The sequence below is a fragment of the Sinomonas notoginsengisoli genome (assembly GCF_021554725.1).
Classification (GTDB): Bacteria; Actinomycetota; Actinomycetes; order Actinomycetales; family Micrococcaceae; genus Sinomonas; species Sinomonas notoginsengisoli.
Genome location: NZ_JAIZDP010000002.1, coordinates 84,309 through 106,404 on the forward strand (window position 1 = coordinate 84,309; position 22,096 = coordinate 106,404).

General features: G+C 67.8%; 20 protein-coding genes, 1 tRNA gene and 1 pseudogene. 13 read left to right on the plus strand and 9 right to left on the minus strand.

Annotated features, from left to right (window positions below; genetic code table 11):
• Positions 1–162 precede the first annotated feature (162 nt).
• Positions 163–921, minus strand: a complete 759-nt coding sequence (locus LF262_RS05915) for an SDR family NAD(P)-dependent oxidoreductase (protein WP_235779370.1) — start codon at positions 919–921, stop codon at positions 163–165.
• A gap of 292 nt (positions 922–1,213) precedes the next feature.
• Here LF262_RS05915 and LF262_RS05920 point away from each other — a divergent pair, with 292 nt between their 5' ends.
• Positions 1,214–1,729 carry a hypothetical protein gene (locus tag LF262_RS05920; protein ID WP_235779371.1) on the plus strand — a complete coding sequence of 172 codons (516 nt, stop codon included), beginning with the start codon at positions 1,214–1,216 and terminating at the stop codon, positions 1,727–1,729.
• A 95-nt stretch (positions 1,730–1,824) separates the two neighbouring features.
• Here the strand turns inward: LF262_RS05920 and LF262_RS05925 are convergent, their stop codons facing one another.
• Positions 1,825–2,658 carry a putative protein N(5)-glutamine methyltransferase gene (locus LF262_RS05925; protein WP_235779372.1) on the minus strand — a complete coding sequence of 278 codons (834 nt, stop codon included), beginning with the start codon at positions 2,656–2,658 and terminating at the stop codon, positions 1,825–1,827.
• A gap of 76 nt (positions 2,659–2,734) precedes the next feature.
• On the opposite strand from LF262_RS05925, the gene LF262_RS05930 reads away from it, so the two are divergent.
• The gene (locus LF262_RS05930; RefSeq protein ID WP_235779373.1) at positions 2,735–2,944 is read left to right on the plus strand and encodes a dodecin; all 210 of its coding nucleotides are present in this window, start codon (positions 2,735–2,737) and stop codon (positions 2,942–2,944) included.
• A 114-nt stretch (positions 2,945–3,058) separates the two neighbouring features.
• On the opposite strand, the gene LF262_RS05935 is transcribed toward LF262_RS05930, so the two are convergent.
• Positions 3,059–3,134: transfer RNA gene (locus LF262_RS05935), tRNA-Lys, on the minus strand.
• Between the two features lie 146 nt (positions 3,135–3,280).
• Here LF262_RS05935 and LF262_RS05940 point away from each other — a divergent pair.
• The 3 genes from LF262_RS05940 (at position 3,281) to LF262_RS05950 (ending at position 5,827) form a co-directional block, all read left to right on the plus strand.
• Positions 3,281–3,937, plus strand: coding sequence for a hypothetical protein (locus LF262_RS05940; RefSeq protein ID WP_235779374.1), 657 nt, complete (start codon positions 3,281–3,283; stop codon positions 3,935–3,937).
• 254 nt (positions 3,938–4,191) lie between these two features.
• A complete protein-coding gene (locus LF262_RS05945; protein WP_235779375.1) occupies positions 4,192–4,809 on the plus strand; it encodes a nuclease PIN in 618 nt (205 codons plus the stop codon).
• Between the two features lies 1 nt (position 4,810).
• A complete protein-coding gene (locus LF262_RS05950) occupies positions 4,811–5,827 on the plus strand; it encodes an inorganic phosphate transporter (RefSeq protein ID WP_235779376.1) in 1,017 nt (338 codons plus the stop codon).
• 12 nt (positions 5,828–5,839) lie between these two features.
• On the opposite strand, the gene pstB is transcribed toward LF262_RS05950, so the two are convergent.
• The 4 genes from pstB to pstS form a co-directional block, all read right to left on the minus strand.
• Complete coding sequence (gene pstB / locus LF262_RS05955; protein WP_235779377.1) at positions 5,840–6,619, minus strand: phosphate ABC transporter ATP-binding protein PstB; 780 nt, start codon at positions 6,617–6,619, stop codon at positions 5,840–5,842.
• A gap of 46 nt (positions 6,620–6,665) precedes the next feature.
• Positions 6,666–7,772 (minus strand): phosphate ABC transporter permease PstA, encoded by a 1,107-nt coding sequence (pstA, locus tag LF262_RS05960; protein ID WP_235779378.1) that lies wholly within the window; start codon positions 7,770–7,772, stop codon positions 6,666–6,668.
• A gap of 1 nt (position 7,773) precedes the next feature.
• On the minus strand, positions 7,774–8,790 hold the full coding sequence (pstC, locus tag LF262_RS05965) for a phosphate ABC transporter permease subunit PstC (RefSeq protein ID WP_372462741.1): 1,017 nt from the start codon (positions 8,788–8,790) through the stop codon (positions 7,774–7,776).
• Positions 8,791–8,868: 78 nt separating this feature from the next.
• A complete protein-coding gene (gene pstS, locus LF262_RS05970) occupies positions 8,869–9,987 on the minus strand; it encodes a phosphate ABC transporter substrate-binding protein PstS (RefSeq protein ID WP_235779379.1) in 1,119 nt (372 codons plus the stop codon).
• A 237-nt stretch (positions 9,988–10,224) separates the two neighbouring features.
• Here pstS and LF262_RS05975 point away from each other — a divergent pair, with 237 nt between their 5' ends.
• From LF262_RS05975 to disA, 3 genes are all read left to right on the plus strand, one after another.
• The gene (locus LF262_RS05975; RefSeq protein WP_235779380.1) at positions 10,225–11,391 is read left to right on the plus strand and encodes an FUSC family protein; all 1,167 of its coding nucleotides are present in this window, start codon (positions 10,225–10,227) and stop codon (positions 11,389–11,391) included.
• Positions 11,392–11,459: 68 nt separating this feature from the next.
• Positions 11,460–12,893: a DNA repair protein RadA gene (gene radA, locus LF262_RS05980; protein WP_235779381.1), complete on the plus strand. Its 1,434-nt coding sequence runs from the start codon at positions 11,460–11,462 to the stop codon at positions 12,891–12,893.
• Positions 12,894–13,023: 130 nt separating this feature from the next.
• Entirely contained in the window at positions 13,024–14,100 is a 1,077-nt protein-coding gene (gene disA, locus LF262_RS05985; protein WP_235779382.1) for a DNA integrity scanning diadenylate cyclase DisA, read from the plus strand.
• 21 nt (positions 14,101–14,121) lie between these two features.
• Here disA and LF262_RS05990 read toward each other — a convergent pair whose 3' ends face one another.
• On the minus strand, positions 14,122–14,877 hold the full coding sequence (locus LF262_RS05990) for a hypothetical protein (protein ID WP_235779383.1): 756 nt from the start codon (positions 14,875–14,877) through the stop codon (positions 14,122–14,124).
• A 250-nt stretch (positions 14,878–15,127) separates the two neighbouring features.
• On the opposite strand from LF262_RS05990, the gene LF262_RS05995 reads away from it, so the two are divergent.
• Both LF262_RS05995 and LF262_RS06000 read left to right on the plus strand, forming a co-directional pair.
• Positions 15,128–16,126, plus strand: a complete 999-nt coding sequence (locus LF262_RS05995; RefSeq protein WP_235779666.1) for an iron-sulfur binding domain-containing protein — start codon at positions 15,128–15,130, stop codon at positions 16,124–16,126.
• Positions 16,127–16,216: 90 nt separating this feature from the next.
• Positions 16,217–16,678 carry a hypothetical protein gene (locus LF262_RS06000; RefSeq protein ID WP_235779384.1) on the plus strand — a complete coding sequence of 154 codons (462 nt, stop codon included), beginning with the start codon at positions 16,217–16,219 and terminating at the stop codon, positions 16,676–16,678.
• Between the two features lie 126 nt (positions 16,679–16,804).
• Here LF262_RS06000 and LF262_RS06005 read toward each other — a convergent pair whose 3' ends face one another.
• The gene (locus tag LF262_RS06005) at positions 16,805–17,359 is read right to left on the minus strand and encodes an amino-acid N-acetyltransferase (RefSeq protein ID WP_235779385.1); all 555 of its coding nucleotides are present in this window, start codon (positions 17,357–17,359) and stop codon (positions 16,805–16,807) included.
• 270 nt (positions 17,360–17,629) lie between these two features.
• On the opposite strand from LF262_RS06005, the gene LF262_RS06010 reads away from it, so the two are divergent.
• The 3 genes and pseudogenes from LF262_RS06010 (at position 17,630) to LF262_RS06020 (ending at position 22,035) form a co-directional block, all read left to right on the plus strand.
• Positions 17,630–18,436, plus strand: a complete 807-nt coding sequence (locus LF262_RS06010) for an alpha/beta fold hydrolase (RefSeq protein ID WP_235779386.1) — start codon at positions 17,630–17,632, stop codon at positions 18,434–18,436.
• A gap of 189 nt (positions 18,437–18,625) precedes the next feature.
• Positions 18,626–19,623 (plus strand): annotated as a pseudogene (locus tag LF262_RS06015) (IS1595 family transposase).
• 822 nt (positions 19,624–20,445) lie between these two features.
• Positions 20,446–22,035, plus strand: a complete 1,590-nt coding sequence (locus LF262_RS06020) for an HNH endonuclease signature motif containing protein (RefSeq protein ID WP_235779387.1) — start codon at positions 20,446–20,448, stop codon at positions 22,033–22,035.
• Positions 22,036–22,096: the final 61 nt, after the last annotated feature.

The window sequence follows — 22,096 nt, forward strand, 5'->3', positions numbered from 1 at the left end:
TAGAAGGTAGGTCAGCATCTGAGTCCGAGTCAACCCCCTAAACTGACGTCTTCGGTTGCACCTTCACTTCCGTGGAGCGTGTGACAGTTTTGGCAAAGTCTTTCCACAGATTTCAGATGCTTCGCGGTCACCCGCCGCGCACGGGCGGAGAGTTGCCCGCCGTCAGCGCCTGGGGTGTCTTGCGGGGCCCGCCATCAGCCGAGCAGGCAGGACCCTAGAGGCCACGGCCACTGTTTTATACAGCATCGACGGGACGGACACCGCCTTGCCGGCGAGGTTGTCCCGCAGGCCTTCGCGGACCACGCGGTCGGCCTGCAGCCAGGCCCAACCGGGGATCCACCGCGTCTCCATGCCCATCCTCGCGTGGAACTCCGTGCGGGTCATTCCCGGGCACAGCGCCGTGACCAGCACACCAGAGCGCTTGTAGTGGCCATTGGCCCACCGGCTGAAGGAGAGCAGCCATGCCTTGGCGGCAGAGTACGTCCCCCGGGGCAGATACGCGGCGATGCTCGCGACGTTGACGATCCGCCCCTCTCCTCGAGCGAGCATGCCTGGCAGAACGGCGCGTGTGGTGGTCAATGCCGCCTCGACATGCAACCGGAGGTGGGCGACCTCCTCCTCGATCGGAGTGTGGTGGAAATCGTGCAGGAGCCCGAGCCCGGCATTGTTCACAAGGATTCCCACCGGGCGCGACGGATCAGCCAGGCGAGTGCCGACGAGCCCGAGGCCCAGGGGGTCCGTGAGATCGGCGGTGAGCACCTCGACGTCGATGCCGTACGCGCCTCGGAGCTCTGCAGCGAGCGCGTCCAGCCGGTCCTGGCTGCGGGCCACGAGGACCAGTCCGTGCCCTTGGGCCGCGAGCTGCCGCGCGAATTCGGCCCCCAGACCGCTGCTGGCCCCGGTGATGAGCGCCGTCGTCATGCGCTCTAGCCTACCGACCGGCCGCTTTGTCCCGGGAGCCATCGGGGCGGCTCCCAACACGATGGACCATTTCTCGCCAGACGCCTACCCTTGTTATGGACGTCACCGGCTCTCGACCCAGTGCCGGCGTCCACGAGAAGTGCCACGGCGTGCCACGCGGGCGCCGTGACCTGATGGCATTCGCTGGCATGGGTGGAGCCGGTGGGAGCCAGCGAGCCAGCCCTGCTGGCCCGTTCACACCCTGCGATTGATCCTGGGGCTCGGGCTCAGGGAGCTTCAGAAAGCCACAACCATGCAGCGCAACCTCAAGCGAGTCGTCATGATCCTCGCTTCTTCACTCCTGCTGTTCTTCGGATTCGCCGCCTCGGCGCAGGCGACGACGGACTTCAGCAATGCTCCCTCGGGAGCGCATTACGCCAGCGGCAGCTCCGAGCCCGTGTGTAGTTGGAGCGGAGCGACCGCCACGTGCAGCTCGACCGTCATTGGCGGCATCGGACACACGAACGCGACCGTCAACCTGACTGTCACCACAACGTTCACCGGCTACTGCTACAACCCGGGCAACCCGAGCAAACCGGTCACTCCGTTCACCAAGTCGGTGTCGCAGCCCACCGTTTCGGACAAGGCCACCAGCAGGAACGGCCAGATCGCCATCCCGCAGGTGTCCGCCACGGGGCTGACCGCTGCCGACTTCGCGTACAAGTGCCCCAACCGGAACTGGACGCCGGTCGTCAATGGACCGACGTACAGCTACGCGTACGCGGTGACATTTGCAGGCTTCTCGCAGCCCGTGATCTCACAGCCGTAACCCTTCCTGATCCCCGATTCGAAGGCGCCGGGGGCGTGACCAGTGCACGCGTCGGGCGCCTTCGTGCTGCCTGAATACGTCCCCGCCGTGGCCGGCTAGGCGGCCACGATCGCGAGGGCGTCGAGGTCCTCGTCCTCCTCCACAGTTCCTCGATGTCCAACGGCGCCGAGGAACCCGAGTGCGGCCCCCACCTGCCCCCGGCTCACCTCGATGATCAGCGCCCCGCCCGGCGCGAGCCACTCCCCCGTGGCGGCGGCGATTCGCCGATGGAGGCCGAGACCATCGGCTCCGCCGTCCAGCGCGGTGAGCGGTTCGTGGTCACGCGCCTCCGGGGGCATGAGCGGGACCGCGCCCGAGGGGACGTAGGGCGCGTTCGCAAGGATCACGTCGGCGCGGCCACGGAGCCCAGCTGGAAGAGGCGCAAATAGGTCGCCGATGGAGACATGCCCTCCGAACGGAGCGAGATTGCGCCGCGCGAACCCGGCGGCAACCGGGTCGAGGTCTGCGGCATGGAGCTCGAACTCGCGCGGGAGCCACCCGGCAAGGGTCAGCCCGGCCGCGACACCCGCACCGAGGGCACCGGAACCGCAGCAGAGGTCGAGGACGGCAACCGGGCGGCCGGGGTCGTACGCGCGGTGCTCAAGGCGTTCCAGGGCGAGCCGAACAAGCAGCTCGGAACGCCGGCGCGGGACGAACACGCCTGGCCCTACAGCAATGCGGAGCCCCGCGAACTCGGCCCACCCAAGGAGGTGCTCGAGGGGCTCCCCCGCCACGCGGAGCCGAACGAGGCGCTCAAGCTCTGGCGCGTCCGGAGCGGCGTCGAGCAGGAGGGCGGCCTCTTCCTCCGCGAACACGCAGCCGGCCGCCCGGAGGCGCGCCGCGAGAGCCCCCGCGCGCAGCTCAGCAGACTCTGGCCAAGCACTGGTCACGGGGATAGTCTGCCAGCACCCAAAGGGGCATCTGCCCCCGATGAGGCCCGCGGGCCCCCAGCTACGAGGAGGAACCATGGCGAGCAACACCTACAGCATCTCGGAGATCGTCGGCACGAGCCCGGACGGCATCGACGCGGCCATCAGGAACGGAGTGTCTGCCGCCTCGCAGACCCTGCGGAACCTCGACTGGTTCGAGGTCAAGTCGGTTCGGGGCCACCTTGAGGAGGGCGAGATCAAGGACTGGCAGGTGACGCTGAAGATCGGCTTCCGTCTCGAACGCTGACCGCCCCGTCCCGCGGACGAGGCGCCCACCGCGTGCGTGCCACGAGGGCCTCGGTGAACACCTTCGGGATGTCCGCCGGGGCCTTCGCCACGTGGGCTTCGGAATTGATCCTGCTGGTGGGCCCCGTGGGTTTCGAACCCACGACCCGCGGATTAAAAGTCCGCTGCTCTACCAACTGAGCTAGAGGCCCGTCTCGGCACGCACCGGACGGAACCACTCTATCGCAGGGCGCACACGCGGCGTCGCACGCCCATGGGTCAGCCGACTGGGCGGGAGGGCCCGCATGTGCACCGAAGCGAAGCAGAGTACCGTACTTGGCATGGACGAGGCAGTCGCATGAGCGAGAACCCAGCATCCAGCGGATCGGAACCCTTCCGGCACCACAAGCCGAAGCCGTTCGCACCACTCGACTTCGAGCCGTTCGCTGGTGGGGCGGATCCCGCGCGCGTATCGGAGGCCGCGCACCTCGCAGCGCAGGCCCTGGTGAGCCGGGGACGCGCGAGCGAGGACCCGGAGGTGACCCGCAGGCTCGTGCGCCTGGCCGACGAGCAGGGGCTCGACGCGATCGCCGAGATGTGGTCCGAGAGCCCCGCACGCTCCCTCCCGGGAGCCCTGTGGCGTCTGTACGCCCTGCGCGCGGCCACGAAGCAGGATCCCGAGAGGATCTCCGTCTACTTCCGTGCCGGTAAGGACACCGCCCAGGTCTCCCACGTGGTGGCCGGTGTCGCCGACCCGCCCGGAGCGGATGAGCTCACGGCGATGGCGGACGCCATCCTCTCCGGCGCGTTCGACGGCGAATTCGACGTCGCGCTCGAGCGTTCGGCCGCGTTCTGCCGCGTCGTCGCACTCGGCCAGGCCACCGTCGCGGACGGCGCGGAATGGGCCAATTCCCACCATGCGACGAAGCTCACGAAGAGCGCGAACCAGCTCGTGAAGACGGCCGAAGACCTCGAGGCGAGCGCCAAGGCCTGGCGCCGCGGGCAGCTCGACTGAGACCAGCGGGTAGCGTCCGTGGCGTCAAGAGTCAAGGTTGACTCCTCCGCGGGGAGCGAGGAACACTGGATGTGGCGTCGGACCGCGGCACCCCCGGGCTCCAACTTTTAGCCGCTTTGAGCGGCCATCCGCCGAGAGGCGGTCCCGGTCCGACGCCTTAGCTTTGCCCGCACATGGACCGAACGGCCATTCAGCCCAGTCCCGTAAGATGCGAAGGGCCGGCGCCCGTCGGCCCTTCAGTGCACCGGAGATCCATGAAGTTCAGGCTGTTCCCCCAGGAAACCGCGGGCCTCGAACTGCTCGCATCCATGGCCCAGCAGTCCGTCCTCGGGGTCCAGACGCTCTCGGAGATGTTCGGGGCCCGTCGCTCCGACTACGAGCAGCTCGTGGACGCCCTCATCGCCAACGACGCCCGCACGGCCGAATTCTCGCGGACCCTGCTGACCCAGCTCCGCACGAGCTTCGTCAACCCGCTCCCCCGCGAGGACCTGCTCGTCCTGTCCGAGTCGCTGGCGCAGGCCGTGGGCCAACTGGTGGCCGTCGCCGAACTCATCCAGCTGCACGCTATCGACAGGCTTCCATCCGAAGCCGCTGACATGCTGGACATCGTCCACCGGCAAGCCGAGCTCACCACCACGGCCATGCGCTCCCTCGCTCGCCTCGAGGATCTCGAGGACTACTGGACAGACATGTCCCGACTCGCCAAACGTGCCGAGCACACGTACCGCGTGTGGAGCTCGACCGCACTGCGGGAGCTCTCGATCAGCCACTTCGCCCGGACCGTCGAGGTGGCCCGCGCTCTCCTCTCCGCCGTGCACGCCCTCCAGTCCGTCGCCGCCCAGGTCGGCCGGATCATCGTGAGGGAGTCCTGACATGACGCCAGCGCTCATCGGCGCGGTGCTCGTGCTGGTAGGCGTCTTCGGGTTCATCAACGGCTTCCGCGACGCGTCCATGGCCGTTGCCCTCACCGTCCGCACGCGGGCTCTCACGGCGGACGTCGCGGTCGTGCTCACTGCCGGCTTCAATGTGATGGGCCTGCTGGCGAGCGCCTGGCTGCTGAAGTTCATGGGCATCTCGCTCGTGCCCATCCCCGCGGGCAGTGGCGGCCTCACCCTGCTCGCCGCAACGCTCGTCGCGGCGTCGCTGTGGGGCCTGTTCGGTTGGTGGCGCGGCTACCCGGCCTCGTCGACCCACGCCCTCGTGGGCGGGCTCATCGGAGCGAGCGGCGGGGCTGCGCTCCTCGGCGGCCGCGGCCCGGCTGAGCTAGACCGCGTGTTCTGGCTCTCGATCGGCCTGCCCCTCGTCCTGTCCCCGCTTCTCGCGTTCGGAGCCGCGTTCTTCATCACGCCGCTGGTGACGTGGGTGGTCCGCTACTCCCAGCCGAGCCAAGTGCACTCCGGCCTCCGGGCGGCGCAGTCCGTCGGCGCGTCCATCGTGGCATTCGGCCACGGGCTGCAGGACGGGCAGCGCATCATCGCCCTCTTCGTCATCGCGGCACTGGGCTCCGATTCCGGCTACGACGCGGTCCCCGTATGGGCGGTCCTCGTGGCGGCGCTCGCCCTAGGGGCCGGCACGCTCGCGGGCGGGTGGCGCATCACCTACACCCTCAGCCACCGGCTCGTCCGCATGGATCCGCTGCGGGCCTTCGTGTCCCAGCTCGTGACGAGCGTGATGCTCGTCTTCGGCTCTCTCGGCCTGCACTGGCCACTCTCAACGTCGCACACGGTGGTCTCCTCCGTGCTCGGCGCCGGTGCGAACCAGGACTACGCGTCCGTCAATGGGCGGCTCGTGGTGCGGCTAATCCGCTTCTGGCTGCTCACACCATTGACGACGGCGGCACTCGGCCTCGTCTTTGCCCTCGCCCTCTCGCCGCTCGCGAACCTCCGGTAAAGGCACCCAGGATCACCCGAAGCGGCCGGAGACGTAGTCCTCGGTCGACTTCTGGGAGGGGTTGTTGAAGATGGTGGTGGTGCCCGCGTACTCGATGAGCTTGCCTGGCTTGCCCGCCCCCGCGATGTTGAAGAACGCCGTCTTGTCCGACACGCGAGCGGCCTGCTGCATGTTGTGCGTGACGATCACCACCGTGTAGTTCTCCTTGAGTTCCTCGATGAGGTCCTCGATGGCGAGGGTGGAGATCGGGTCGAGGGCGGAGCACGGCTCGTCCATGAGGATGACGTCCGGCTTCACCGCGATGGCGCGGGCGATGCAGAGGCGCTGCTGCTGGCCGCCCGAGAGCCCCGAGCCCGGCTTGTTCAGGCGGTCCTTGACCTCGTTCCAGAGGTTCGCGCCACGCAGCGACTGCTCCACGAGCGAATCCGCGTTCGACTTGGAGATCTTGCGCCCGTTGAGCTTCACTCCCGCAAGGACGTTGTCCTTGATGGACATCGTGGGGAACGGGTTGGGGCGCTGGAAGACCATGCCGATGTGCGTCCGGACCGCGACCGGGTCCACACCAGCGCCGTACAGGTCGTCGCCGTCGAGCAGCACCTCACCCTCCACACGGGCTCCCGGGATCACCTCGTGCATCCGGTTGAGGGTGCGCAGGAACGTGGACTTCCCGCAACCCGACGGGCCGATGAAGGCGGTCACAGACTTGGGCTCGATGTTCATCGTGACGCCCTCAACGGCGCGGAAGTCGCCGTAGTAGACGTTCAGGTCCTTGACGTCGATTCGCTTGGACATGGTTTCCTTCGTAGTCGGCCGGATTCGGCGTGGTCGGTGCGGGGCGTCAGCGGCCGGTCTTGGGAGCGAAGATCCGGGCGATGAACCGGGCGATGAGGTTCAGGAGCATTACGAAGATGATCAGCACCAGGGCCGCACCCCACGCGCGCTGCGTGCTCGGGTCAGGGTTCGACGGAGAGGTCGGGTTGAGGATCTGCGTGTAGATGAACGTCGGGAGCGAGGACATCCAGTCCGCGAAGACGTTCATGTTGATCTTCGTCGCGAACCCCGCAGTCACGAGGATGGGCGCGGTCTCGCCGATGACGCGCGCGATCGCAAGGGTCACGCCCGAGGCGATGCCTGAGATCGCGGTCGGGATCACGACCATGAGCACCGTGCGCCACTTGCGCACGCCGAGGGCGTAGGAGGCCTCGCGCAACTCGTTCGGGACGATGCGCAGCATCTCCTCGCTCGAGCGGACCACCACGGGGATCATGAGCACCGAGAGGGCTACGGCGGCCACAAAGCCGGTCTTGGTGCCGGGGCCCAGGATCGTGGCGAAGAACGCGGCGGCGAAGAGGCCGGCCACGATCGAGGGGATGCCCGTCATGACGTCCACGAAAAACGTGATCGCCTTCGAGAGGCGGCCGTCATTGCCGTACTCGACAAGATAGATCGAGGTCAGCAGGCCGATCGGCACCGAGATGATCGTGGCCCAGAGCGTGATGAGCAGCGTGCCGACGAGCGAGTGGTAAATGCCGCCCAAGACCTTGGTGCCACCGTTGACCGAGGCGTTGTCCTGGATGCCGCTCACGCCGTTCATCGACGTGCCCAGGAAGCCCGGGGTCGTGAGGCCCTTCAGGCCCTCGACCAGGACGGTCCATATGACTGAGATGAGCGGGAGGAGGGCGATCAGGAACGCCCCTACAACGAGGCACGTGGCGAGCTTGTCCTTGGCCTTGCGGGGCCCCTCGACCGCGGCGCTCCACCCCACGTACACGATCGTGAACGCGATGGCGGCGAAGATGCCCCAGCCGAACAGCGTGAAGCCGATGAGGGAGGCGAGGGCGGCGCCCACCACGAGCGCGACCACGAGCGCGACCCAGGGGGCAAAGCGCGGCAGCCGGTTGCGTGTCAGCGCCGAGCTACGGCGCGGGGATACGGCGATGGCCATGTCAGTTCGCTCCCGAGAATTCCTTGTGGCGGCTGATGACCCAGCGCGCGATGACGTTGACCGCGAGAGTGATCACGAACAGCACGAGGCCCGCCGCGATGAGCGTGCTGAGGCTGAGCCCGGAGGCCTCGGGGAAGTTCAGGGCGATCTCAGCGGCGATCGTCTGGTTCCCCGACTTGATGAGGCTGGCGATGAGCGGCCCCGAGGAGAGGACGAGCGCGACGGCCATGGTCTCACCGAGGGCGCGCCCCAGGCCGAGCATGATCGCGCTGATCAGGCCGGGCCGGGCGAATGGGAAGACGGTCATGCGGACCATCTCCCAACGGGTCGCACCGAGCGCGAGTGCGGCTTCCTCGTGGAGCTTGGGCGTCTGGAGGAAGATCTCGCGCGCGATCGAGGTGATGATGGGAATGATCATGACGGCGAGGACGATCGCGGCCGTCAGGATGGTCTTGCCCGTGGCCGAGGCCGGGCCGCTGAAGGCCGGCATCCAGCCGAGGGTCGAGGCCAGCCAGATGTAGCCGGGTACTACAGCGGGGGCGACGAACAGGATGCCCCACGCGCCGAAGACGACTGAGGGGATGGCCGCGAGCAGGTCAATCACGTAGCCGAGGATCTGGGCAAGGCCACGCGGGGCGTAGTGGGAGATGAAAAGCGCCACGCCGATCGAGATGGGGGTCGCGAGGACGAGCGCTATGGCAGCGGCGATCACCGTGCCGATGACAAGGGGAACGATGTAGGCCCAGAAGCCCTTGCCACCCGCAACCTGGTCCTGGGGGGCGACGAGGGCAGGGAACGCCTGGGCAATGAGGAAGACCGCGACGGCAAACAGGACCACAAGGATGATCACGCCAGCCGTGACTGCCGCTCCGGAGAAGATCCGGTCCCCGGCGGCTCCGCTGCCGGCGCCGAACGTGCGGCTGGCGCCGGACTCATCGGAGTTCTTGTTGGTCTGGGTTGTGGTCACATCCGGTCCCTTGAGAATGGCTTCGGGATACCTGTCGTCGGTTCTCGTCATCTTGTCATGGCCTCCGGTACTCAGCGCAATGCCCGCCCCGGCCGGAATCGGTCGAGGCGGGCGGCGCCGTGCGGATGATTAGGACTTGACCTTGATCGAATCAATCGCGGTCTTCGCCTTGCCTGCGAGGGCCGAGGAGAGCGGAGCGCTCTTCGCGGCAGAGGCGGCGGCCTTCTGGCCGGCGTCCGAGACGACGTAGGTCTCCCAGGCCTTCACGAGGTCAGTCGTGGCCTGATCCTTGTAGGTGGTGCAGACCACGTGGTACGAGACGAGAACGATCGGGTATGCCGAGGCGTCCTTCGGCGCGCGGTCGAGGTTGAGCGCGAGGTCGTTGGTCGCGCGACCCTCGGCAGGCTTGGAGAGCTCGACAGCCTTGGCAGCGCCCTCGGCGGAGAGCGGCACGAACTTGTCGCCGACCTTGACGTTGGCCTTGCCCAGCGAGCCCGTCACGGCGGAGTCGTCGGCGTAGGCGAAGGCGCCGGGGGTGTCGGTGACGGTCTTGACGACGCCCGAGGTGCCCTTGGCGTTCTCGCCCGGGAGCGAGGCAGGCCAGGTCTGGGAGGACTTGTCCTTCCAGACGTTCGGGGCGGCCTTGGCCAGGTAGTCGGTGAAGTTCTCGGTGGTGCCCGAGTCGTCAGAGCGGTGAACCGGGGTGATCTTCAGGTCAGGCAGGTTGGCGCTGCCGTTGTCCGCCTTGATGGCCGGATCGTTCCAGTTGGTGATCTCGCCCCGGAACATCTTGGCGATCGTATCCGCCGTCAGGTTGAGGTCCTTGACACCGCTGACGTTGTAGGTCACGGCGATTGGGGAGATGTAGACCGGGATGTCGAGCGCACCGTCGGGGCCGCAGACGGCCTGGGCGGACTTGAGCTCCTCCGCCTTCATCGCGGCGTCGGAGCCGGCGAACTGGCTCGCACCAGAGATGAAGGTCTTGCGGCCGGCGCCGGAGCCGTCCGGGGAGTACTGGACGGTGACGCCCTGGTTGGATGCGGTGAAGCCCTGCTTCCACGCGTCGATGGCCGAGGCCTGGGCGCTCGAGCCGGTGCCGGTGAGGGTGCCGGTGACCTTGGGGCCGGAGGAGGCCGAGCCGGTGTTGGTGGTGCCAGCGGCGTTGTCCGAACCGCAGGCGGAAAGCGCAAGAGCGCCAGCTGCGACGACAGCGACGGCCGAGAGGCGGCCGATACGGAGAGCCTTCACGAAGATGTGCCCCTTCCAGGGTGGTTGAGTGCGTACAAGCCGTACTGAAGTCGAAGCTAGAGCCGACAGGTAAAGAGTTTGCTCGGCAAGGGTTAACGAAAGATGAACGGCGCGAGGATGGAGTGTGACGCCGCGGCGTCCGGCTTTGCCATCTTCGTCACATGTGACTAGGGGAACACTGCACCAGCAGTGGGCAGCGCACAGGTGAACCACGCGGACCTCCCTAGACTTCCCTGTATGGACAAGACGGGTGGCACGGCCGTGCAGACGGGTCGCTCGGCCCTGGCAGGGTCGTGGGCGATCGCCCGTGACTATGTCAGGGACCTGAGGTCCTCAGGCATCGTGCGCGTGCGCCGCTCGCTGATGCCGGCGATGGCCATGACGGTGGGCGCCGTACTCGCCTACTTCATCGCGGAATACCTCCTCGGCCACACCATGCCGATCTTCGCCGCAACATCCGCCCTCATCTCGCTGGGATTCGGGCGCGACCTCACCGTCCGCAAGGTCCTCGAGGTGGCCGTAGGCTGCACTCTCGGCATCGCGGTCGGCGACCTCCTCATGCACTTTCTGGGGGCGGGGCTGTGGCAGGCGGGCATCATCCTGTTCCTCTCGATCCTGCTCGCCCGGTTCCTGGACCGCGGCGTCATCTTCGCGACCCAGCTCGGCGTCCAGTCCCTGTTCGTGGTCCTTCTGCCGGTGGCCAGCGGCGGCCCGTTCACCCGTAGCCTCGATGCCGTGATCGGCGGTCTCATGGCGCTGGCGCTGACCGCGGTCCTGCCGCGAGACCCGCGGGTGCAGCCGCGGCGTGACGTCAAGGAACTCCTCGATACGTTCGCGACGATGCTGCGGGAGTGCGGCGAGGCCCTCGCGGACGCGGACTCGACCCGCGCCTGGCACGCGCTCGTGCGCGGCCGCGGCTCACAGGCCAAGGTCGACGCGATCCGGGCGAGCCTCAAGTCCTCCACTGAAGTCGCCCGCCTCGCGCCCGCCTATCGCCGCCACCGGGGCGAGATCGAGGAGATCGACAACGCCGTTGAGTTCCTGGACCTCGGGCTGCGCAACGCCCGCGTCGTCGCGCGGAGACTGAGCTCGGTCATCAACAACGCCGCCCTCTCCCAGACCGCGTCCGAGCGCATCGCCGGGCTACTCTCTGAGACGGCGGACGCGCTCGACAGCGTGGCCCTCGGGCTGGTCGCGGAGCGGCGGGAGGAACGCAGCGCCCAGATGCGCGCAGCCCGGCTTGCACTGGCGGACATCGGCGCCCACGCACACCCCCGCTACCTCCACGTGGAGCGGCTCGAAGGCGAGGCGCTCGTGATCCTGCTGCGGCCCATGATCATCGACCTCCTTGAGGCCACCGGCTACTCGCACGAGGAGGCCATGGCCTTCCTGCCCCGGATCTGAGCCGCGGGCCACGGTAGGGCACGCGATGCCTGACGAGAACTGTCAGGCGGCTGGAATAGCCTTGGCGCATGGCAATGAAGACCTCCACGCGCAGCCCGGCACGCTCCGGCCGGGCCCCCGGCTATCGGTGCGCGGAATGCGGCTGGACCACCGTGAAATGGGTGGGCCGCTGCGGTGAATGCCAGGCGTGGGGCACTGTCGAGGAGGTCGGCGCCGTCGTTGCGCGCACGACGGCGGCGACTTCCGTCCTCGAGCCGGCTCGCCCGATTGCCGAGATCGACGCGACCGACGCGGCGTTCCTGCCGACCGCAGTCGGGGAGCTGGACCGCGTGCTGGGCGGCGGCCTCGTGCCGGGCGCGGTGATCCTCCTCGCCGGAGAGCCGGGTGTGGGCAAGTCAACCCTCCTGCTTGACGTCGCGGCAAAAGTCGCCGGCGCAGCGCAGGGCGATGAAGCAGAGTACGGCGGGGCCGTGGCACGGGACGTCCTCTACGTGACAGGCGAGGAGTCCGCCGCCCAAGTGAAGCTGCGAGCCGAGCGGATCGGCGCCGTCGCACCCCAACTCTTCCTCGCCGCTGAGACGGATCTGTCCCAAGCCCTCGGCCACGTCGAGAAGCTCTCCCCGCAGCTGCTCATTGTCGATTCGGTCCAGACGCTCTCGAGCCCCGAGGTGGACGGCAGCGCCGGCGGTGTCTCCCAGGTGAGGGAAGTTGCCGCCTCGATCATCGCCGCCGCGAAGCGCCGGAACATGACCACCCTCCTCGTGGGTCACGTGACAAAGGACGGCTCGATCGCGGGTCCTCGCCTCCTCGAACACCTCGTGGACGTGGTCTGCCAGTTCGAGGGCGAGCGGCACTCGCGCCTGCGCCTCCTGCGCGCCGTCAAGAACCGGTATGGCCCGACGGACGAGGTCGGCTGCTTCGATCTGACCGAAACGGGGATCGTGAGCGTGTCGGACCCGTCGGGGCTCTTCGTGTCCCGCACCAAGGACCCCGTCTCAGGTACGTGCATCACCGTGACACTCGAGGGACGCCGGCCGCTCCTCGCCGAGGTCCAATCGCTCCTCGCGGAATCGGCAACCGCCCAGCCGAGGAGGGCCACGAGCGGGCTCGACTCGTCCCGGGTCGCGATGCTCCTCGCGGTCCTGCAGCAGCGTGCAGGCTGCCTCCTCCACAAGGACGACACCTATGTGGCGACGGTTGGAGGCGTGAAGCTCAGCGAACCGGCCACGGACCTCGCGGTGGCCCTGGCCGTTGCGTCGGCGAAGACCCGCACCGCCCTCCCCCAACGGCTCATCGCGTTCGGCGAAGTCGGGCTCGCGGGCGAGGTGCGGCCGGTGCCCGGGATCGGTCGGCGCATCCAGGAGGCCCATCGCCTCGGCTTCACCCACGCGGTGGTCCCTGCAAGCCCCGACGGACCAGGCGAGGTGCCGCCCGGTTTCAGGGTAAAGGAGGTGAGCCACGTCGCAGAAGCGCTCGAGCTCCTGATCCCCGGCACCGACTAGGCCTCACTCGGGCCGGTCTGTGCCCGAATCGTTGCCTACTTCATCCTGCCGCGCACCATGTGTGCGCGCACCCGCGGATACCATGGGATCCGTGCGTCGCGCCAGCCGCGGCGCAGGGAAGGGAATTCACATGGCTCGGACTCCCGAGGAAGTGCTCAAAGCCACCTTGGCCCGGGTCGCACCCGGAACGGCGCTGCGCGACGGTCTGGAACGGATACTCCGCGGCCGCACAGGCGCGCTCATAGTGCTCGGCTACAACCCCGCCGTCGAGTCGCTCTGCTCGGGCGGATTCGAGATCGGAATCGAGTTCTCCCCCACGCGCCTTCGCGAGCTGGCCAAGATGGACGGCGCCATCGTCTGCGACCGCGATGCGCGCACGATCGTCAAGGCCGCGGTGCACCTCGTGCCGGACTCGTCCATCGAGACGCACGAGTCCGGAACCCGCCACCGTACTGCCGAACGGGTCGCGAAGCAGACCGGCCTTCCTGTCGTCTCGGTGAGCCAGTCCATGCAGATCATCGCGCTCTACGTCCAGGGCATCCGGCACGTCATCGAGGACTCCGAGCGTGTCCTCGCGCGGGCCAACCAGGCCCTCGCGACCCTCGAGCGCTACCGGGCCCGGCTCGACCAGGTCACGCATTCGCTCTCGGCTCTCGAGATCGAGGCCATGGTCACGGTCCGTGATGTCGCCCAGACGCTCCAACGCCAGGTGATGGTCCAGCGCATCTCCGAGGAGATCGCCCAGTACGTCCTCGAACTCGGCGACGACGGACGCCTCCTGGCCCTCCAGCTCGAGGAGCTCACCACCGGGCTCGGGCCGGGCGCCGACGTGGTGATCCGCGACTACGCGGGGGACGACACCTCCTCGGAGACCATCGAGGCCGCCGTCCAGGCCCTCATGGACCTCTCCAGCGTGGACCTCATCGATCTCAACAGGATCGCTGCGATCCTCGGCTACGCCGGCGGCACCGAGACGCTCGACGCCGTTGTGCAGCCGCGCGGCTACCGCCTCATCTCGGGCCTCAAGCCTGTGCCGCGCGCGGTCGCGGACCGCCTCGTCGACCACTTCAGCGGTCTCCAGAACCTCATGGCGGCCACGATCGAGGACCTCATGACGGTGGACGGCATCGGCGAGCAGCGGGCCCGGACCGTCCGCGAGGGCCTCTCGCGCATGGCGGAGGCCAGCCTCCTCGACCGCTTCCTCTGATTCCTCATTCCCCTGAGGGAGCTACTTCAGCTCGAACACGGCCTTCGAGCTCGTCGTCGCCCCAAGCGACGCGGTCATGACGTAGAAGCCGGGCTTGGGCTGAGTTGCAACCGCCTTGCATCCTTCCGTGCTGCGGACGCGGTCCCACGGGAAATTCGCGCTCTCCGAGGCGCCCGCCGCGATGGTCTTGGGAAGGTCCTGCGCGTCCGTCTGGCAATCCTTCGAGGAGAAGATCCGGTCCGTCCCGCTGACCACGAGGAACTCCATCTGCTTGGTCCCTACGTTGACCTCACACGGCATAGGGTTCGCGTTGGTCACCCTGAGGGTGAACATCGGCTTCTCGTTGGGTGCGTAGCTGGGCTTGTCCGTTGCCGCGGCGACCGTGATGAGGTGCGGGTCGCAGGACGGAGTGGCGGTGGGGGCTGCCGTGGAGGCCGAGCTCGGGCCCGCGGACGCCGCCGTCTCCTGGGCTGATGACGGCGACGGGTCGGCCTGGGCAGACGAGGTCGCCTCGGGCACAGGGACGGCACGTGGATCTGGAGCCGCTCCCGTGGCTCCCTTGGGGACGTCCGCGGCCGAGCCCACAGCGGCTACTGCCGCCCAGACGCCGACCCCGAGTACCCCAAGGATCATGACCATAAGGACCAGTACGGCGATGCGCCTGCGGCGGTACACGGCGGCGCTCTGGCGGGGCTCGGGGCGTCCAGTGGCGGGACGGCGTACCCGCCCCCCCGCCGACGCCCGCATGCCTGCTCCACCGTTGCCCTGCCGTCCCATGCCTCTAGGCTAAGATCCGCGGCGCGTGGACCCGCAGCGCCGCGCCGCAGGCAGCAACTCCTGCAGCACTAGACGTCCGCCGGCACCCCGCCCACCACCGGCGCGGGGTCACCTGCCAACAACCCGGGGTCACCTCCCTGAAGCCATATCCTGAATCCACCCACATTTCCGGATGGCACCCCGACGAAAGGCAAGCGTGAGCGCATCCTTGACCACCCGCCGTCGTGCGCAGGATGACGCTCCCACTCAGGTGTCGGAGCGGATCGGGGGCCTGCACACGGCGCTCTCCGAATGGTTCGCCGTCGAGGCGCGGGACCTGCCATGGCGCGCTCCGGGCCGCACACCCTGGGGCGTTCTCGTGAGCGAAGTCATGCTGCAGCAGACGCCCGTAGCGCGGGTGCTGCCCGTGTGGCGGGAGTGGATGCAGCGGTGGCCGCACCCAGCAGAGCTCGCGGGGGTGCCTGCAGGCGAGGCCGTGCGTGCGTGGGGCCGGCTCGGCTACCCGCGTCGAGCGCTCAGGCTGCACGCGGCTGCCACCGTGATCGCCGAAAAGCACGGCGGACTGGTGCCCGATACGGAGGAGGGGCTGCTCGCACTGCCGGGGGTGGGATCGTACACGGCTGCTGCGGTCGCGGCCTTCGCGTTCGGGCGCCGGACCACGGTGGTGGACACCAATATCCGGCGCGTGCACGCGAGGCTCGTGGGCGGCGAGGCCCTCCCTGCGCCCTCGCTCACGGCAGCCGAGCAGCGCCGCGCCACCGACCTTCTTCCCGACGACAGGGCTCTGTCCGTGACGTGGAATGCTGCCACGATGGAGCTTGGGGCGGTCGTCTGCACGGCACGGTCGCCCCGATGCGGTGACTGCCCAGTGTCCGGGGACTGCGCATGGCTCGCGGCGGGAAAGCCGGCGCCGACTCATACGCCGCGGGGCCAGGCGTGGCACGGGACGGACCGGCAGGTCCGAGGCGCGATCATGGCGGTGCTGCGGGTCTCGGCACATCCCGTCCCGCGCGAGCTGTTCGAGGCCTCCCCGTCTGGTGCCCGTGGATGGCCGAGTATTCGCGGGTCCGTCGGGGCGGCCCCCGCAGAACGCCGACCATTCACGGAAGGGACTGCCGTTGCCGTGGACGAAGCGCTAACCCAATTCCACGCGCTCGGCACCAGCCCGGCCCAGCTGGAACGCTCCCTCGCAGGGCTGCTCGCGGACGGGCTCGCGGTCGAAGCGGACGGGCACCTGCGCCTTCCATAATGGCGCCGGCGGCGTCGCAACCGAATTGCGTCCGCATCGAGACCGCGGCTCCATTGAACCGCCCTGGACCTGGCCCCTAGCCTCGTTTGCATGGCCAGCAGGGTGCTCATGATGGCCGCTTCGGCAGGGATCCTCACGGCCACATCCCTCGTGGCCTGCCATGGAGAGGTCGCATGCCCCGCGATCGCCGCGGCCCCGTTTCTCACCGTGCACATCTCGGCGGACCTCGCGGCGACGCTGAACTCGGGCTCCGTCACCGCGACGGCGTGCCAAGACGCTGGATGCCACGGTGGACCGCTGGCACTCGCGGACGAGCAGGCTTCCGGTTCAGCCTCGGTACCGGGAAAGGTGGGTCGGATCGGCATGGGATCCCTCAGGGAGACGCCGATAGACCTGACCGTCTCTGCCCAGGACCTGCAGGGCCAGCATCTCGGCGACTACCGCCTCCAGTTCGCACCGCGTATCTCATACCCGTGGGGCTCCTCGTGCCCGCGGGTGGTCACGGCGGAGGTCAGCTGGGACCGCTCAGGTCTGCATCCCTCGATGCCGTAGGCCGGACACGGTCGGACCATGGTGACCATGCGTGCGGTGGCTGTGATCCTGTCCTTGAGCGCGGCGGGCCCACAACCGCCACTGTCACCCTCGACCGGCTGGGCCTTCGGGCTGGCTAGCTCCGGACTACTCGCGCGCCCGTCCGTGCAGCCAACGGATCATGCGTGTGTTGCCGAGCGTGTTCGGCTTGACCCGGGCCAGGTCGAGGAACTCCGCCACGCCTTCATCATGCGAGCGCAGCAGTTCGGAGTACACCTCGGGGTCCACGCCGGACTGGTCGGCCATGACCTCGAACCCATGCCGCTCGAAGAACCCCACCTCGAAGGTGAGGCAGAAGACCCGCTGCACCCCGACGTCGTGCGCTTCCTTCAACAGCAGCTCGACAAGTGCATGGCCCACTCCGTGCCGGCGCCATGCATCGGCGGCGGCGAGAGTGCGGATCTCCGCGAGATCCTCCCACATGACGTGCAGGGCCCCGCAGCCGATCACCTCGCCGTCCGGCGTCTCGGCGACACGGAACTCCTGGATCGCCTCGTAGTACGCCACTGACTCCTTCGAGATGAGGATCCGCCGCTCGGCGAGAGGCGCTACGAGGCGCTTGATCGCCGCGACGTCGCCCGTTCGCGCGCGCCGGAGCGTGAACGGCGGGGCCGGGGGTGCAGTGGCGGTCTCGGCAGTCATGCGGTCAATCCTAGTTCCGGGCCCGCGCCGAGGCTCCGCGCACGACGGCGCTGGGTTGGCGCTATCCCGAGGGGCGGCCGTGGGGGCGCTCCCCACGGCGGGGCATGACCCAGTTCGATGCCAACTGTTCGATGCCAACTGTTCGATGCCAACTATTCGATGCCAACTATTGGGTATCTGCTTAGTTGAAGTGGGGGGCTGACCGCTGCGGCTGACAACCGCAAGGGCTGCGCCGTGGTGTTTCGGCGGTGACCGCCGCACAATGATCGGATGCCGACGCAGACGATCAACGAAACGCCCCTGTACTTCGACATCGAGGGGGACGGTGCACCCCTTGTGCCCGTGCACGGTTCGTGGGCCGAAACCAGTGTGTGGGACCTCGTTGTCCCCGGACTGGCCCAATCCTTCAAGGTCGTCAGGTACGACCGACGCGGGCACGGTCGCAGCACCGCCGACCCTGTCCAAGGCACCGTTCACGACGATGTGGAGGACTTGGCCGCGCTCATCCGAGAACTCGACGTGGCACCGGTGAACCTCGTAGGGAATTCTGGCGGGGCATGCATCAGCCTCCGACTCGCTGCGGAATATCCCGACCTGGTCAGGAAGGTCTCCGTCCACGAACCGCCCTTCGTGTGGCTTCTCGGCAACGACCCGGCGACCAAGCCCCTCCAAGACTCTTTCCTGGCCGACGCCGGGCCTGTGATCGCCTTCGTTGAAGCTGGCAGGCTGGCAGAGGCGTCCGAGCACTTCGTGGACAACATCGCCCTCGGGCCAGGCACATGGCCAACCCTGCCCGAGCCCGTGCAGGACATGTTCATCCGCAACGCGCGCACCTTCCTCGGCGAGACAAGGGACCCGGATTTCCTCGCGATTGACGTCGACCGCCTCCGGACGCTCCGGACACCCGTTCAGCTCACCCAAGGCAGCATGAGCCCGGCCATGTTCACGGCGATTATTGGCCAGCTCCGCGAGGTGCTCCCTCACGCTACGCATCACCTCTTCATGGGTGCCGGCCACCTGCCCCAAGCCACGCACCCCGACGAATTCGTCGCAGCGGTCGGTGAATTCCTGCAGTAGAAGTTCAGCTCTGCGAAGACAGTATCGGCTTAGCTGAATTTGGTGGGCGCGGAACGCTTTCAGCAGTACTGCGTGCGCCCCCGAACGTCTTGGGTTAGTCCGCGCCTGCATGAGGCATCGGCGGCTTCAGCGAAGCTGATACCCAGTTTCCAACTATTGGGTATCTGCTTAGCTGAAGTAGGCTGGGGTATGGCCGATTCATCGCCTCAGATGCCACGCGCAGGCGTGGACTACCCCAAAACGTTCGGTCAGTTCCAGGAGTGGTTCAGCACCGACGAGGCCTGCCTCGAGTATCTGGCTGGGCTGAGGTGGCCGGGAGGGTTCGCCTGCCCGAAGTGCGGTGGCCGCGACTATTGGCGCACGGGCGCCGGGCTGTGGATGTGCAAGGTGTGCTCGCGCCGGACGTCGGTGACGGCCGGGACGATCTTCGACCGCACTCGGACCCCGCTGCGGACCTGGTTCGCGGCAGTGTGGTTCGTGACGTCCCAGAAGAACGGCGTGTCCGCCCTCGGCCTCCAGCGCGTCCTGGGGCTGAATTCGTATGAGACGGCATGGGCGTGGATGCACAAGCTCCGTCGGGCCATGGTCCGGCCCGAGCGCGAGATGCTCTCCGGTCTTGTCGAGGTCGACGAGAGCTTCATCGGCGGGGTCCACCGCGGCCTGCCCGGGGTCGGGCCGGACAAGATCTCGGTCCTGATCGCCGCGGAGCACCTGGACCGCAACCGGATCGGGCGCATCCGCCTCGAGCCCGGCCCGTCCGACCGCAGGCTCGCACTCGTCAAATTCGGCCAGCGAGTCGTCGCCCCGGATCCACCATCCGCACCGACGGGGCGCGGCAGCTGCGGCGATTCGCCGACCTCGGCTACCAGCACGAGTACTTCACCCAGCTGGGCTCGGACATCCCCGCGCACGTGAACATGCCGGCTGTGCACATGGCGGCCTCCCAGCTCAAGCGCTGGATCGACGGCACCCTGCACCAGGGCCTCTCCCGAGAGCAGCTGGCCTACTACTTGGACGAGTTCACGTTCCGCTTCAACCGGCGCACCGCCAAGAGCCGCGGGCTGCTCTTCTACCGGCTCCTTCAGCAGGCCACGAACACTGACCCCGCGCCGCTGAAGGACCTCGTTATTCCCCACGACAGCGATCCCCGCCCGGCACCACGAATGAAAGGACTCCGGCGGGGATGAGGAACTCGGCCCGATCCAACCTCCTGGCCGGGTTCTCCGGAAATGGTTCCGAAACCGTTCGCTCAGCGCGATAATCGGTGGATTTCCGGAGATCGCGTTGGCTTGGCTCTGTTTCCAGTCAGGGGGTTGGTTTGGCTGTCCTGATCGTGGAACCGTCGGTGTTGATCACCGTGCTAGATCCGAGCGGAGCCTTGAGCGTGATGGTGATGTCATGATTCTTGGCTACCTGACAGGTGCTTGAGGAATCGGGTCCTCGGGAAACAGTGATGGTGACAGTGACGGAATCGGCCTGTTCCTTGGCTTCCGTCGCACGCACCATATCCGGCAGTGACGGTGATCGAGTTGGACGCTTGGTCGGTCCGATAGGCGAACAGAACCGCGAGGTAGTTACCCGGGCCCTGCGGGGGGACGGTGTGAACGGGGTTGGGCTCCGGGGGACTGGCGCACCCACAAGCCAGAAGCCCTATTAGGAGAACTGCTCCTGTGCGTGACGCTACCCGGACCAAGCGGTGTCCAGCCTGGATGGGCCCAGTAGGCGTCCCCTTCGTGCCTGCCAGAGCTGCGCTGACGCTCATGCCCAAAGCTTAAGCGCTGCTGGCGGGCACCGCGGCCGAGAGTCACCAGCGAGCTCCAGCAGCGCGCCCGCACCGCCTCAGACGAGTGAATGAGCCGAGCAATTCCGTATCTGTGTGACTACTTCAGCTAAGCAGATACCCAACTTCCAACTACTAGCCATCTTCCACATCTTCGACTAGTATCGAAGATATATTCGAATGCACCGGATCAGATGCCATCGAACCAATGCACTGGGGGGAGGGAACCATGCACGCTCCGACCGCGGCCACCCTCCTGCCGGCTTCGGCGTCCGTTGCCTTCGCCTCCCGCGACCCGGGCGCGCTGCACGGCGCCCTGTGGATTGATCCCGCCTCGCTTGCACGGCCCGAGCAGACAGCACGTGCAATCAAGGCGCTCGCGGATTTCGACGCCTACAGCGCGGCCGCGAGAGCGTTTCTGGTGAACCTTCTCGGGCAACAGATCGCCGAGGAGCCGCTTGAAGGGCGCGCGGGCCAGCCCACACGGCTCGGCGGGGAGCTCGCACACGCTGCGACTGTCTCGGAGGTCGCACTGCTGACGAACACGTCGGAGGCTGTGGCAGCGCGTATGGTGAACTTTTCCAACGCGCTCGTCGATCGCCATCCTGCCCTCCACGATGCCCTTGCGTCCGGGGATACCACCGAGGCCCACATCAAGGTCATCCTGGACCAGGCCTCGACCCTCCCTGAGGAGGCGGCCGAGGCGCTGGGAGCCGAGGCGCTGCAGCGCCTTCGCTCTCGCAAAGGCCACCCACGCACGCCCGGCGAACTCCGCGCGGTGGTCAAGGCCCTGCGGGAACGCCTGCACCCCGAATCCATCGTTCGTCGCACGGCACGCGCCACGGCTGACCGCGGGGTGTGGCTCCAGCCCGAGGACGACGGCCTGTGCACGCTGACGGCCCTGCTCCCCGTCGAGATAGGGTTCGCGGCATACAAACGCATCGACGCGACGGCCCGTGCTTCGCATGGCGCGGAGGGGGAACACCGCACCATGCCGCAACTGCGCGCAGACGCCCTGGCGCAGGCGTTGCTCGTCGACGCCGGGGCCGGGCCGAGGAGCGCAAGCGACGTCTCCGGCCTGACAAGACTCGATGATGCGACGCGCCCGGCACCGGTCCACATCCCCGAGGACCTCGCGGACCTCGTCAGAGCGGAGATCGTTGTGCACATCCCCGCCAGCGTCGCGCTCGGCGCCTCGGACAACGTCGCGGAGCTCGAGGGCCACGGGGTCATCGACGCCCACACTGCCCGCGCACTCGCCGCAGCGGCGCCCACGTGGCAACGGATCTGGACGGACGCTGACGGCACACCGGTCCGACTCGGACGCTCCGCATATCGACCGCCCGAAGCGCTCAAGCGCTTCATCCGGTACAGGGATGGAACATGCGTGGTGCCCGGATGCACCCGCGCGGCTCGACGCTCTGAGGTTGACCACACGATTGAATGGCAGGACGGCGGGACAACCGACGCAGACAACCTCGCACTGCTGTGTCCCAAGCACCACGCGCTCAAGTCGCTCGCGGTCTTCACCATTCGCCGCGAGGCACACGATGAAGAGGGCCGGGTCGGTGACGAAGGGCCCATCAGCAGCAAGCTCATCTGGAAGACGTTGCTGGGCTTCGAGTATTCGGCCGAACCCCTCGATCGAAGCCATATTCTCGGCCCGCGTGCCGTCGAACTCGATCCCGGCGCCGCAACGACAACGTCAGTGGCAACAGATCGGCTCTCGGTGGATCGGCCCCCTGGTCCCGGGCCAACGCAACCAAGACCGCAGCAGCCGCAACTACAGCCGCCACCCCTGCAACCGCCGCCGTTCTAGACCGCGGCAGCTTGTGCGCACGGCTGTCAGCCCCCTGCCCTGCACGCAGCAACGTACAGCC